At 59.4% G+C, this 13,524-nt stretch carries 14 protein-coding genes; 7 read left to right on the top strand and 7 right to left on the bottom strand.

Features of this window, described 5'->3' with window-relative positions; all coding sequences use genetic code 11:
• Nucleotides 1–4: 4 nt before the first annotated feature.
• Nucleotides 5–688 (bottom strand): HAD family hydrolase, encoded by a 684-nt coding sequence (locus tag N6L24_RS05940; protein ID WP_271843743.1) that lies wholly within the window; start codon nucleotides 686–688, stop codon nucleotides 5–7.
• A gap of 145 nt (nucleotides 689–833) precedes the next feature.
• Between N6L24_RS05940 and ade the strand changes: the two genes are divergently transcribed.
• The 3 genes from ade (at nucleotide 834) to N6L24_RS05925 (ending at nucleotide 4,535) form a co-directional block, all read left to right on the top strand.
• Nucleotides 834–2,642, top strand: coding sequence for an adenine deaminase (gene ade / locus N6L24_RS05935; protein WP_271843742.1), 1,809 nt, complete (start codon nucleotides 834–836; stop codon nucleotides 2,640–2,642).
• Nucleotides 2,639–4,117 (top strand): AMP nucleosidase, encoded by a 1,479-nt coding sequence (locus tag N6L24_RS05930; RefSeq protein ID WP_271843741.1) that lies wholly within the window; start codon nucleotides 2,639–2,641, stop codon nucleotides 4,115–4,117. Before ade ends, N6L24_RS05930 begins: the two co-directional genes overlap by 4 nt.
• Nucleotides 4,118–4,247: 130 nt before the next feature.
• Nucleotides 4,248–4,535, top strand: coding sequence for an HU family DNA-binding protein (locus N6L24_RS05925; protein WP_271843740.1), 288 nt, complete (start codon nucleotides 4,248–4,250; stop codon nucleotides 4,533–4,535).
• A 66-nt stretch (nucleotides 4,536–4,601) separates the two neighbouring features.
• Here the strand turns inward: N6L24_RS05925 and pdxR are convergent, their stop codons facing one another.
• Together pdxR and N6L24_RS05915 are read right to left on the bottom strand one after the other, a co-directional pair.
• The gene (pdxR, locus tag N6L24_RS05920; RefSeq protein ID WP_271843739.1) at nucleotides 4,602–5,993 is read right to left on the bottom strand and encodes a MocR-like pyridoxine biosynthesis transcription factor PdxR; all 1,392 of its coding nucleotides are present in this window, start codon (nucleotides 5,991–5,993) and stop codon (nucleotides 4,602–4,604) included.
• Nucleotides 5,994–5,996: 3 nt separating this feature from the next.
• Entirely contained in the window at nucleotides 5,997–8,012 is a 2,016-nt protein-coding gene (locus N6L24_RS05915) for a molybdopterin-dependent oxidoreductase (protein ID WP_271843738.1), read from the bottom strand.
• Between the two features lie 210 nt (nucleotides 8,013–8,222).
• Between N6L24_RS05915 and N6L24_RS05910 the strand changes: the two genes are divergently transcribed.
• From N6L24_RS05910 to msrA, 4 genes are all read left to right on the top strand, one after another.
• A complete protein-coding gene (locus N6L24_RS05910; RefSeq protein ID WP_271843737.1) occupies nucleotides 8,223–8,936 on the top strand; it encodes a cytochrome c biogenesis CcdA family protein in 714 nt (237 codons plus the stop codon).
• Nucleotides 8,937–8,948: 12 nt separating this feature from the next.
• Entirely contained in the window at nucleotides 8,949–9,356 is a 408-nt protein-coding gene (locus N6L24_RS05905) for a thioredoxin family protein (protein ID WP_271843736.1), read from the top strand.
• A 92-nt stretch (nucleotides 9,357–9,448) separates the two neighbouring features.
• On the top strand, nucleotides 9,449–9,892 hold the full coding sequence (gene msrB / locus N6L24_RS05900; RefSeq protein WP_271843735.1) for a peptide-methionine (R)-S-oxide reductase MsrB: 444 nt from the start codon (nucleotides 9,449–9,451) through the stop codon (nucleotides 9,890–9,892).
• Nucleotides 9,889–10,389 carry a peptide-methionine (S)-S-oxide reductase MsrA gene (gene msrA, locus N6L24_RS05895; protein ID WP_271843734.1) on the top strand — a complete coding sequence of 167 codons (501 nt, stop codon included), beginning with the start codon at nucleotides 9,889–9,891 and terminating at the stop codon, nucleotides 10,387–10,389. The genes msrB and msrA overlap by 4 nt, the downstream gene beginning before the upstream one ends.
• On the opposite strand, the gene queG is transcribed toward msrA, so the two are convergent.
• From queG to N6L24_RS05875, 4 genes are all read right to left on the bottom strand, one after another.
• On the bottom strand, nucleotides 10,390–11,448 hold the full coding sequence (gene queG / locus N6L24_RS05890) for a tRNA epoxyqueuosine(34) reductase QueG (RefSeq protein ID WP_271843733.1): 1,059 nt from the start codon (nucleotides 11,446–11,448) through the stop codon (nucleotides 10,390–10,392). It lies immediately after the preceding gene.
• A 48-nt stretch (nucleotides 11,449–11,496) separates the two neighbouring features.
• A complete protein-coding gene (gene fzlA, locus N6L24_RS05885; protein WP_271843732.1) occupies nucleotides 11,497–12,162 on the bottom strand; it encodes an FtsZ-binding protein FzlA in 666 nt (221 codons plus the stop codon).
• 100 nt (nucleotides 12,163–12,262) lie between these two features.
• Nucleotides 12,263–12,979, bottom strand: coding sequence for a monofunctional biosynthetic peptidoglycan transglycosylase (gene mtgA / locus N6L24_RS05880; RefSeq protein ID WP_271843731.1), 717 nt, complete (start codon nucleotides 12,977–12,979; stop codon nucleotides 12,263–12,265).
• A 66-nt stretch (nucleotides 12,980–13,045) separates the two neighbouring features.
• Entirely contained in the window at nucleotides 13,046–13,375 is a 330-nt protein-coding gene (locus tag N6L24_RS05875) for a DUF4189 domain-containing protein (protein ID WP_271843730.1), read from the bottom strand.
• Nucleotides 13,376–13,524 lie beyond the last annotated feature (149 nt).

Genomic DNA, 13,524 nt, shown 5'->3' with positions numbered 1-13,524 from the left:
CGGCTCAGGGATTTGTTGCGGTGCCGGTCAAGAGACCAATCGCGGTTGCACCGCTGATAAGATCCGGCGCAATCATATGGCCCAGCGCGCGTGTCGCGCCAGAGGGTGATTTGAGGTCAGGGATTTGCACCACCTGCGCGCCCGCGCGCACCGCCGCTGTCGCCCCAGGATCGCTGTCTTCAAACACCACACAACAGGTGGCGTCGACACCCAAAAGCCGGGCGGCTGTCAGATAGGGTTCGGGGTCGGGCTTGGGGTTGTCCACTTGGTCGCCGCCCACGATGATGGTGAAATAGTCTCGAATTCCGGCCTGTTTCAAATGCTTCTTGGCGCGGCTCGCCCGTGTGGACGTCACCAGCCCGATGAGCAACTGACGCGCGGCCAAGGATGACAGCAATTCAACGGCCCCAGGTCGCAAAGGCACCGCCGCCTCCAGTGCCTCGTCAAACATCATATCCCAGAGGTTGCGGAAAATTTGCGGATGCACCACGCCATTCAGGCTTTCGGCAATCAACGCATTTGACAGATCACTGCGCACCCCAACTGTACGCATGAAAATATCTTCGCCATCACTCAGCCCAAAGGTGCGCCGGGCGGCGACAAAGGCTTTCATCGCGACGCGCTCTGTATCTAGCAAAAGCCCGTCCATATCGAACAGAACAGCTTTGGGATAATCGTTTGATGTCATGTTTCTTCCAGCTATGTCGTCTCTGTCCCGCCATGGTAGAGCACACGTATGGCGTGTATGTGACGTCGGCGGCCCGAGCCGCTTTTAGCACAAACTTCATCAGCGTGCCGCTTGATCATGCCGAACCTGCGTGCCACCTTGGGTTATGGAACACAACAGTTTGAAAACCTGGCCCGAATGCGCGGCGCGACTTGTGGCGGTTGCGGCTGGGCGCGAGCAGGCAGATCTGATCATTCGCGGTGGCCATTGGGTCAATGTGCACACACGCGAAGTTTTGCCAGACCATGATATCGCCATTGCCGACGGGCGTATTGCCTATGTCGGGCCGGACGCCAGCCATTGCCACGGCAGTGCCACCGAGGTGATTGAGGCCGCAGGCCGCTACATGATCCCCGGCCTTTGTGACGGGCATATGCACATCGAAAGCGGCATGCTGACCCCAGCCGAATTTGCCCGGGCCGTGATTGGCCACGGCACCACCACCATGTTCACCGATCCGCATGAAATTGCCAATGTTCTGGGGCTAGAGGGCGTGCGCCTGATGCATGATGAGGCGCTGATGCAGCCCATCAACATCTTTACCCAGATGCCCAGCTGCGCACCCTCCGCGCCGGGTCTGGAAACCACGGGGTTTGAGATCACGCCCGAGGATGTCGCCGAAGCGATGAGCTGGCCCGGCATCATCGGTCTGGGCGAGATGATGAACTTTCCCGGCGTGATCCATGGCGACGCCAAAATGCTGGCGGAAATCGCGGCGACGCAAAATGCTGGCAAGACCGTCGGCGGGCATTATGCCTCGCCCGATCTTGGCCCCGCGTTTCACGCCTATGCGGCGGGCGGCCCGGCAGATGATCACGAAGGTACCTGCGAGGCAGATGCCATCGCGCGTGTGCGCCAAGGTATGCGCAGCATGATGCGGCTTGGCTCTGCCTGGTATGATGTTGAAACACAGATCACCGCCGTGACCGAAAAGGGGCTTGATCCGCGCAATTTCATCCTGTGCACCGATGACAGCCACAGCGGCACCTTGGTGAACGACGGGCACATGAACCGTGTGGTGCGGCATGCCATCGACTGTGGCTGTGACCCGCTGGTGGCGCTGCAAATGGCGACACTGAATACCGCCACACATTTTGGCCTTGAGCGCGAGCTTGGCTCCGTCACGCCGGGACGGCGGGCAGATGTCATCCTGACCAGCGATCTGCGCAGCCTGCCGATCGAGCATGTCATCGCAGGTGGAAAAACCATCGCGCAGGACGGTACCTGTCTGGTGGACTGCCCGCACCTCAGCTGGCCGGATCATGCGCGCCAGACTGTGAACATGGGCAAAGCACGCTCTGCCGCAGATTTTGTCATCACCGCGCCTGACGGGGCCAACCGCGTGACCGCCAACGTCATTGGCGTCGTCGAAAATCAGGCGCCGACCAAGGCGCTGACCGCCGATCTGCCCGTGGTGGATGGCAAGGTGCAGATGGATCTTGAAAACGACGTCTGCCAGATCGCATTGGTCGAACGTCACCGCGCGCTGGGAACCACCACCAATGCCTTTGTCAGCGGCTTTGGCTATACCGGCACTATGGCGATGGCCTCCACCGTGGCACATGACAGTCACCACATGATTGTGGTGGGCACCAGCCGTGAGGATATGGCCCTGGCCGCCAATCGCCTCGGCGAGGTTGGCGGTGGTGTCACCGTCTTTAAAGACGGCAAGGAAATTGCACTGGTTGAGTTGCCGATTGCCGGGTTGATGTCAGACCGCCCCGCCACTGAGGTCGCAGCCAAGGCCCAGAAGATGGTCGAAGCGATGCAGCGTTGTGGTTGCACCCTCAACAATGCCTATATGCAGCATTCCCTTTTGGCCCTCGTGGTGATCCCCGAGTTGCGGATCTCAGATCTTGGCCTGGTGGATGTGACAAAATTTGAAATGACCGATCTTATACAGGCCCATACATGACCCCAACCGAATTGCGCGTCGACAGCCCCTCCGTGAAAACCCCCGAAGCCTTCACCGACGCCACTGCTGCGGTCGACCGGCTGTGTGAACTTTATGAAACCGCAACCGGGTTTCTGTGCCGCGAGTTTTCCAACGCGCTGAAAAACGGCCCGAACGGGGCGCGCATTCGCGCCTTTTATCCAGAATTGCGTATCGTCACGACAAGCTTTGCCCAGGTGGACAGCCGCCTGTCCTTTGGGCATGTGGCCGAACCGGGCGTCTATGCCGCTACCATCACGCGCCCCGATCTTTTCCGCAATTATCTGGTGCAGCAAATCGGCCTTTTGCTGGAAAATCACAATGTGCCGGTGGTTGTCGGTGTTTCAACCACGCCCATTCCGGTGCATTTTGCCGTGGCAAACGATGACACGGTCTCGGTCCCGCAAGAGGGCGCTGCCAGTTTTACCCTGCGCGATGTGTTTGACGTGCCCGACCTATCGACCACCAATGATGATATCGTCAATGGTGTGCTCAGCACCTTTGATCGCGACATCCGGCCGCTCGCCCCGTTTACCGCCCAGCGCGTGGATTATTCGCTGGCGCGGCTGGCGCATTACACTGCGACCAACGCCGAGCATTTTCAGAACCACGTGCTCTTTACCAACTATCAATTCTACGTCGCCGAATTCGAAGCCTATGCGCGTCAGATGCTCGCGGATCCGGACAGCGGCTATACCAGCTTTGTGTCGACCGGGAATGTCGAAATCACCGACCCAGATGCGCCCATTCCTGCGGTTGAAAAACAACCGCAGATGCCGACCTACCACCTGAAACGCGCCGACGATTCCGGGATCACATTGGTGAACATCGGCGTCGGTCCGTCAAACGCCAAAACGGCGACAGACCATATTGCGGTTCTGCGTCCCCACGCCTGGTTGATGGTGGGGCACTGCGCCGGGCTGCGCAATTCTCAGAGCCTTGGCGATTTTGTCCTCGCCCATGCCTATCTACGCGAAGATCACGTTCTGGACGACGATCTGCCGGTCTGGGTGCCGATCCCGGCGCTGGCCGAGGTGCAGATCGCGCTGGAACGCGCGGTGGCGGATGTGACCGAGCTAAAAGACTATGACCTAAAGCGCGTGATGCGCACCGGCACCGTCGCCACAATCGACAACCGCAATTGGGAATTGCGCGAACATGCTGGCCCGGTGCAGCGCCTGTCCCAATCCCGCGCCATCGCGCTGGATATGGAAAGCGCCACAATCGCAGCCAATGGCTTTCGCTTCCGGGTGCCATACGGCACGCTGCTCTGCGTCTCTGACAAGCCGCTGCACGGGGAACTCAAGCTGCCGGGCATGGCCTCTGACTTCTATAAAACCCAAGTTGCGCGGCATTTGATGATCGGAATTCGCGCGATGGAAACTCTGCGCGAAATGCCCCTGGCGCAGCTCCATTCTCGAAAATTGCGCTCTTTTGACGAAACGGCCTTCCTATAGGCGTGGTTATCCCCAAAAAAAACGCGAAAATCCCAAGAAACACTCAGCAATTCGTTGTCTTTGGACGCTAACTTCCGTTAAATGCCGCTCATGAGGCCCAAAACGACGGGCAAGATAAGGAGACCAATAAATGGCAAAGCCGATGACCAAGACCCAACTCGTTGCCGCACTGGCCGAGGAAATGGATGCCGACAAGAAATCCGCAAGCGCTGCGCTGGACGCAGTTTGCGCGCTGATCACACGCGAAGTATCCGCTGGTGGTGCTGTGACCCTGCCGGGTGTTGGCAAGATCTATTGCCGTGAGCGTCCTGAGCGCATGGTACGTAACCCCGCAACGGGTGAGCAAATCAAGAAAGACGCGGACAAGGTCGTGAAAATGACCATCGCCAAAGCGCTGAAAGACAGCGTGAACGGCTGATCCGGTCCTCTTGAACCGAGATTTGAAAAGGGTCGCGGATGCGGCCCTTTTTTATTGGCGCCCACTTTATGTCTGCTTGATGATCCGCGCCAATGTTGCCAGCCCCTGGCGCGCGGCCTCTTCATCTTGGCCGCAAAATCCCAGCAGCAGACCATTGTAGCACGCCGGCCCAAGGCAATAGGCCGAAAGCGGTTCGACCGCTAGGCCGTGATCCCCCGCCCGAGCCGCGATGTCGTGATCGGCAAACCCGTCGTGCAGATGCAGGGCCAACTGCATCCCGGCCTCAGCATCTTGAAACGAAAGCACATCCGAAAAATCCGTGCGCAGCTGGTCAATCACAGCGGCGCGGCGCTGCCCGTAAATGCGGCGCATGCGGCGCAGGTGGCGGTAAAATTCTCCGGTCTGCATAAAGGCCGCCAATGGGGCCTGCGGCATCACGCTGGCGCGGCGTCCAAATCGCGCGATCACCTCGGCATAGCGCGCGCGCAACGCATGCGGCACAATCACATATCCAATGCGCAGGGTGTTTGAAAAGATTTTGGAAAAGCTGCCGATATAGATTGTGCGCCGCAACCCATCCATACCCGCCATCGCCGGAATGGGATGGCCGGAATAGCGAAACTCGCTATCGTAATCATCCTCGACAACCCAGGCTTTGGTTTCATTGGCCCAATGCAAAAACTGCAGCCGCCTCTGGGGTGTCATTGCCCCGCCCAGCGGGAATTGATGTGATGGCGTCAGGACCGTTGCCGCTGCACGGGTCGGCAGCAGAGCCCCCTGACCGTCCAATGACAGATACTCTGTTTGCAGCCCCTGAGCGTCGATGAACCTGCGCAGCGGGCGATAGCCAGGGTCTTCGATAGCGACAGTTTCGCCGCCTGCGCACAGCACCCGCAAGGTCATCTCCAGCGCATCTGCCGCACCGGCGGTCACAATGACCTGCTCCGGGTCCGGCGCAAATCCGCGCCAATCTGCGACGTGCTGGGCAATAGTGCGGCGCAGGCCATCATGCCCAAACGCAGCTGTGTCCGCCAGCAAAGCGTCAGGGTTCTGACGGCACAGCCGCGCCACCGTCTTGGCCCAAGCCCGATGCGGAAATAGCGCCATATCAGGCTGACCGGGCGTAAAAACCGCCGACGGCCTGACCGGCGCGGCCCCAAGGGGTTTTGCCGTTGGGCTGCCAGTCGGAGGTGCCGCACCGCCCAGATCAGCCACCTGATAGCCAGCGCCGCGCTGCGCCATGAGGTAGCCCTCGGCCACCAGCTGGTCATAGGCGGTCATCACCGTCGCGCGTGAAACGCCCAAGTCTACTGCATAGCTGCGGGTTGGCGGCAGCCGCGTGCCCGCCGGCAAATCGCCCTGCGTCACCTGTTGGCGCAGGCCGCTGGCCAGTTGCTCAAACAGCGGCGTGGCCGCCGCCCGGTCCAATCTCAGGTGTGGCGTCACAGGACGGGTCACATATCACTCCTGCACGGCGCGGACATCCACAAAGGTGTCGTTATAGGCCGCCCCTGAAATCAGGTCACATCGTTGATCAGAGGCGATCAATGCATTGATGGTCCCGCCGCCATTATGTCGCCATGCGCCTTTGGCGACATATGTCACGCCGGGCTGAACCTTATCGGTGATCTTCACCCGCAACCGAATTTCCGCCAGCGCATTCCATACGGCAATACTATCGCCATCCTGCAGGCCCCGGACTGCCGCATCCTCTGGGTGCATCTCCATCATTTCGACCCCGGAAGAGGCCGCATGCCCGCCAAAGGTCGCGTTAATGCGTTTTTCCGAAGACGGGGAAATCACCCGCAAAGGATAAGGCCGAGGCACGACACGGTGGTTTGGCAATCCGGCCGCAAATTTCGACTCTAATTCAGCAGAAAACAACTCTATCTTGCCGGTTGGTGTCTTTGGCGCAAGATCGCGGCACAGGATCTGATCCCTGCCATCAGAGCCGCCAAACGCAACCGCAAGACCCTGATCAAGCGCCGCGTTATCGGGGCCTGAAATCGCGAACGCCTGCGTCATCAGAGCCGCATCACTGTCCTGAAAATTAGGCTCTAAAAAAGCAAATCGAGCCGCAAGACGGCGGAAAATCTCGGTGTTCGGCAGGCTCTCACCCACCGGGTCCATCACCGGGGCCGCACGTTGCAGATAGTTCTGCCCGTAGGCACCAAAGATATCATGATGTTCAAAATGGCTCGCCGCGGGCAAAACAACATCACACAGCGCCATCGTGTTGGTCATCACGACATCGCAGCCCACAACAAACACGTCAGGGTGACTGAGCGCGCGCATGACATTGTCCTGATCTGGGTGGGTGGCAACCGGGTTGTGGTTGTAGACCATGACCGCAGAGATCGGCACCTGCTGTGCGCGATCGAGAATCTCGTTCGGGACGTCCAAAATGTTGATCACCCGCGCCGGATCGCGGCGCAGATGCGGGGCCTGCAACCGCGCGGAGGTTTTGGGAACATGGGCACCGGATTTTGCAATCACCCCGGCACCGGGCCGTCCATGTTGTCCGGTCAGAGCATTGAGCGCCATCGCCGCGCGCAAAGCAGCCCCACCCGAAGCGCTGCGCTCAAGGCCGACGCCCACCGCAGTCGCCATGGCGCGCGCCGTGCTAATCCAATCGACCAGCTTTGCAAAATCAGTCTCGGATACACCACAGATCTGCGCGGCATGCGCCGATGAATACTGTGCCGCATGGCGTAAATAGGCCGCGCTCTCGTGAACCCAGGCGGCGATGAAGTCCTGATCCAGCGCATCGCGACGGGCAAGCTCTGCGGCCAGCGCCAGTCCCAACACCACATCTGTGCCGGGCTGCACCTGCAAAAACATGTCGGCCTGTTCGGCCACTTTCGTACACTTGGGGTCAATCACCACAACGCGCGCGCCTTTCTGGCGCGCCGCTTTCAGAACGCGCATCACATGCAAGCTGGACACCGAAATGTTGCTGCCCCAGATCACAATCAGATCGCTGTCAACGGCCTGCGCCGGGGGCATGCCCGGAACAGCGCCATAGAGGCTTTCGTAGGCCGCGCCACGCACCCCGCCACACAGCGGCCCACGCGCCAGCTCTGATGCGCCAAGACGGTTGAAAAACCGCCGGTCCATCGAGGCACCGGCCAATTCACCATGGGGGCCGGCGTAGTTAAACGGCAACACGCTTTGCGGCCCGTGCTGCGCGATGGCTTTGGAAAAGCCGGCATGGACCAGATCCAATGCCTCTTCCCAACTGATCCGCGCAAACCCCTTGGGCGTTTTCCGCAAGGGATGACGCAGCCGATGTGGGCCGTGTACGAAATCGGGGTAATAGCGCGCCACTTTGTTGCAAATCACGCCCGCCGTATAAGGGTTGGCATGCGAGCCGCGCAGCTTGACGATCTGCCCATCGGCAATGTCGACCGAAAGGCTACAGGTATCAGGGCAATCCAACGGGCAAACACTGGGCTTTGTCGTGATCGGTTGGGACATGCGCGCGCTCCTTGCTGCTGACAGCTGCGAAACAAGGCTATCCCGCCTCTGGTCATGTTGAAATGACCAAAATCGATAAAACTGAGCATACCAATTTTTGCGCCCACTTTGCGCCCACATAGGATCGACCCAGCGCGCAAACACAGAATGTTGACCGGGTGGCACCGCATTTGTCATGGATTTTCACGTCCAGACCGTCATCTTACAGGCGTGGAGTTCATTTTTGCATATCTGGCGGGTCTTTTGACCCTGATAAACCCCTGCGTCGTGCCGGTGCTGCCCATTGTGCTGGCGACGGCGTTGCAGGCCAGCCCACGCGGCCCGCTCTTGCTTGCGGCAGGAATGAGCCTCTCTTTTGTGGTTCTGGGCATGGCCGTGACCACCCTGGGCTATACGCTTGGCATTTCGGTGGATGATCTGGCGCAGGCCGGCGCGCTAATGATGATCGGGTTTGGGGCGATACTTTTGATCCCGCAATTGTCCGCGCGGTTTGCCAGCGCAACCGCTGGCGTATCGGCGCGGGCAGATGGGCAGCTTAACCATGTCGATCCTGCGCGCAGCTCCGGCCAGTTTGTCAGCGGGCTACTGCTCGGTGCGGTCTGGAGCCCCTGTATCGGCCCGACCCTGGGCGGGGCCATTGCGCTTGCCAGTCAAGGCGAGAGCCTCGCGCGGGCGGCGACAATTATGGGGTTTTTCGCGCTTGGTGTTTCAACGCTTATCCTTGCGCTTGGATATGGCGCACGCGGGTTTCTTGTGAACCGGCGCGCCACGATGCAAAAGCTCGCACTGATCGCCCGGCCTGTGATGGGGGGCGTTTTTGTCTTGGTGGGCCTCGCGCTATTTTTGGGCTGGCACCACGTTATCGAAGCCTGGCTGCTGGATCACATGCCGCTTTGGCTATTGGATTTGTCTGTTTCGCTGTAAAGGAGGTTCCTCATGGACCGACGTCAATTTTGCATACTTGCAACCGGCGCGCTGATCGCGCCACAAATTGCGGGGTCGTCCACCGCCTATACGCCCGGCTTGGTGCGCAAACATTTGGCCGCCGGCGACACGGTATTTCTGGATTTCAAAGCCAGCTGGTGCACCACCTGCCGGGCGCAGGAAAAGGTGATCTCTGCCTTGAAGGCCGAAAATGCCGCTTACGAAGACCAGATCGTTTTCATTGATGTTGATTGGGATGAATATGGGCGCTCAGATCTGGTGCGCGACTTGCGTATTCCGCGCCGCTCGACCCTGGTGGCGCTGAAAGGGGATCGCGAACTGGGGCGCATCGTGGCCGGGACCAGCACGTCACAGATCAAAGCGTTGATGGATGCGGCATTGACGGCAGCGCTGGCCTAAGTTCACGCTTGGGTCAGCGGGTTGAAATATAGGTTTGAATTTCGAACCACCACACCATTTAGTGCTGGCAGACCCAACCGAAGGAGTGCCAAGTGACCAAATATACCAAAGATCCGGCAGCGATTGCCGCCCTTACGGATGAACAGCGCTGGGTCACTCAGGAAAATGGAACAGAGCGCCCCGGCAGCGGCCGATTGCTGCGCAACAAGGAACCGGGCATCTATGTTGATGTCGTGTCCGGCGAGCCGCTGTTTGCAAGCGGTGACAAATACGATTCTGGCTGTGGCTGGCCTAGCTTCACAAAGCCGATCGAGAATGTCACCGAACATCACGACAGATCGCACGGGATGGTGCGCACTGAGGTTCGCTCTAAACACGGGGACAGCCATCTGGGCCATGTATTCCCCGATGGCCCAGCCGATCGCGGCGGGCTGCGCTATTGCATCAACTCGGCTGCACTCCGCTTCATTCATCGCGATGATATGGAGGCCGAGGGCTACGGTGCCTATCTGAACCAAGTTGAGGACGTGACATGAGCGAACGCGCAGTTCTGGCCGGGGGATGTTTCTGGGGTATGCAGGATCTCATCCGGCGGCAACCCGGTGTGATCAGCACCCGTGTCGGCTATTCTGGTGGCGACGTGGAAAACGCCACCTATCGCAATCATGGCACCCATGCCGAAGCGATCGAGATCCTGTTTGATCCGGCCAAAACGAGCTATCGCGACATTCTGGAGTTTTTCTTTCAGATCCATGACCCGACAACCGTCAACCGGCAAGGCAACGATATCGGCACGTCCTATCGCTCTGCGATTTTCTATGAAGATGACTCGCAGAAATCCGTGGCCGAAGACACCATTGCCGATGTGGACGCCTCCGGGCTATGGCCGGGCAAGGTCGTGACGGAATTGGCACCAGTCGGCGATTTCTGGGAAGCAGAAGACTATCACCAGGATTATCTGGAAAAGAACAGGGGCGGTTACACCTGCCACTTCCCCCGGCCTGATTGGAAACTGCCAAAGCGCGACGCCTGATTAGTCTGCGGCGCGGGAAAGCTGCGCCGCAGCCCAGCGGGCCGCATCCGCGACAACCGGGTCGTCGTCTGCAATCAGCGCCGTGGCTTGCGCCATATGCGCCCGGTCGCCAGAGTTGCCCATCGCATAGAGAACGTTGCGCACAAAGCGTCCGCGCCCGATGCGTTTGATCGGCGAGCCGGCAAATTTCGCACGGAACGCCGCATCGTCCAGCGCCGCCAATTCTGCAAGCGGCGGCGCGATCAGATCATCGCGCGCGTGATACCGTATCTCGCGAGCATCAACGGCGAATTTGTTCCAGGGACAGGCGGCCAGACAATCATCACACCCATAGATGCGATTGCCCAAAAGGGGCCGCAGATCTTCGTCCACCGGGCCGTGATGCTCAATGGTAAGATACGAAATGCAGCGCCGCGCATCAATCTGGTAGGGCGCGGGAAAGGCCTTGGTTGGGCAAGCATCCAGACAGGCCCTGCACGACCCGCAATGGTCAATTTCCGCAGGATCAGGGTCGATTTCCAGCGTTGTGAACACAGAACCAATAAAGAACCAGGATCCCAATTCGCGGCTGACAAGATTGGTATGTTTGCCCTGCCAGCCGAGCCCTGCGGCCTGCCCGAGCGGCTTTTCCGGCACGGGGGCCGTATCGACGAAAACCTTGACCGCAACCTCCGGATTGGTTTCTGCGATCAGCCAGCGCGCCAGCCGTTTGAGACGTTTCTTGACAAGGTCGTGGTAATCCTTGTTCTGCGCATAGACCGATATTGCGCCGCGATCCGCCCTGCTGTGCACCGCGCGCGGGTCGTGTTTGGGTGTGTAGCTTTCCCCCAGCATGATGACCGAGCGCGCCTCGGGCCAGAGCGCGGCCGGATTGGCGCGCCATTGGGTGCGTTCGGCCAGCCAGCCCATCTGCCCGTGATACCCTTTGGCCAGAAACCCATCGAGATCCGCCGGCACTTGCGGCACCGCATCGGGGCGACAGATCCGGCAGAGATCAAAGCCGATGGCATCGGCTTCTTTGATCAGACGTGCCTTCAGGTTCAATACGCCGCCGCTCATCGAACGCCGCCCGCGACGAGCACAACAACACGGCGCAAGCGGCGCGCTTTAGAAATCAAGGTCAGCATAATGCGGCGGCGGCGGGAAACCCGGCACCTGATCGGCCAGAATGGAACGAAAGGCGGGGCGCGATTTGATTTTTGCGTACCAATCCTTGACCGCCTCCGATCGGTTCCAATCCACATCGCTGATGTAATCCAGCGAGGACAGATGCGCCGCGGCTGCAAAATCCGCCAAAGTCATGGAATCCCCGGCGAGCCAACGGCGATGATCCAGCAGCCAGGCGAGATAATCCAGATGATATTTGATCGCTTTGGCACCGGCTTTGACATTGGCACTGTCCGGATACCCGGTGCCCTGCACCTTTCGGTTCACCCGCTCATACAGCAGCTTGCTGGTGACTTCGTTGTGAAATTTGTCATCAAACCAGCTGACCAGGCGGCGCACTTCCAAGCGGGCGGCGCTGCCTTTGGGCATCAACGAGGGCTCTGGATACGCCTCTTCCAGATATTCACAGATCGCGGCGCTTTCGGCCATCATGATATCGTCAAGTTTCAGAACCGGCACTTTGCCCGCGGGATTACGGCGCAGAAAATCTGGGTCCTGCTCCCAGTACCGCTCTTCCACCAACTCGCATTCGATCTTCTTTTCGGCAAGGCTCAGCCGGACCTTGCGGCAAAACGGGGACAGCGGAACATGAAACAAGCGGGCCATTGCGAAATCCAAAAGTGAAAGGAGCTATCTCTTAATTGCCGAAATCATCGCGGGGTTTCAACACGCGAATGATCCGCGCGCGGGAATTGGCACAGTGCGATCACTGAAAACAGCGCGCGCGCCCGTCGCGGTCGATGGTGGCGGCGCCATCCATGATCGCCGCAATGCGCCGCACCTGTGACGTTGTCGGGCGGCTGGCAGAGCGCTGCTTTGGGGCCGGCAAGACCGAAGCAAGCCGCGCCGCCTGCCGGGCGCTCAACCGATCGGGCGGCACGCCGAAATAATGCTGCGCGGCGGCTTCGACGCCAAACACGCCCTCGTCAAATTCCGCGATATTCAGATAGATTTCCAAAATGCGCCGCTTGCTCCAGGCCAATTCGACAACCGGGGTGATGCTGGCCTCCAGCGCTTTGCGCAGCCAGCTGCGCCCTTGCCAGAGATAGACATTCTTGACGGTTTGCTGACTGATGGTCGAGGCACCGCGTGCGCCTCCGGCCTCAATCGCGGCGCGGATCGCCTTGACGTCAAACCCCCAATGATCGCAAAAATTCGCATCTTCCGCTGCCACAACAGCGCGGGCCATAACCGGGGCGATCGCTTCCATCGGCACCCAATCTTGATCAATCGCGCCCAGGCGGCGTTTTTCCGATAGCATGGTGTAGGTGGTTGGCGGGTTGATCACCGTGAAAATCAGGACCGCAAAAATAAACAACGACACCGCCCAGATCGCAGTGCGCAGGCCCCAGCGGCGTAGACGTTGGGTCTGGCGCGCGCGCCAGCTGAGTTTCTGTTTTTTTGCGCTCTTTTTCTTGGCCATAGTCTCTGCTCTGCCCCTGCCTTTCGGAATAAGCAGGTCCGGCGCGCGGCGCAACTCTTCTATCCGTTAACGAGAGCAGGCCGCGACGATGACTTTGCAATTGATGGTGCGGTCGCCGCAAAGCTGCACGGCCGTCGCCTTGGCGCGGCGCACGCTGTCTGCTTCGGCCCAACTCCAGCTGCCGCGTTCCCCACGGGCCATGGCGGCGCAGGCGTTGCTGAACATCCGCACCTCGCCGCAATCCCAATCGCAGTTTTCCTGGAGATTTCGGTAGGCGGCCTCTTGGGACCATTGCGCAACCGACGTGGCGGTGCCCCCATCCGAGGAAAACCCCAGCGCGCCCCAACATGTTTCGTATCCGCATTGGCCCGCTGATGACACGACAGGCGCAATCATCAGTGATACCCCAACGACAAAAGATTGAAACACATGCATTACATTGACCTGCCTCGTTCAAAAGAGTGCAGTCAATGATTGTATTTTTCAAATACTTCCCGGCTTGGTTGTTATTGCTGTGTCGCGCCTGCAACAAAAAACCCCGCGAT

This window comes from Cognatishimia sp. SS12 (genome assembly GCF_028369055.1).
Taxonomy (GTDB): Bacteria; Pseudomonadota; Alphaproteobacteria; order Rhodobacterales; family Rhodobacteraceae; genus Cognatishimia.
Note: the sequence above shows the minus strand (reverse complement) of the source record. Positions and strands in the feature narration are given on the sequence as shown.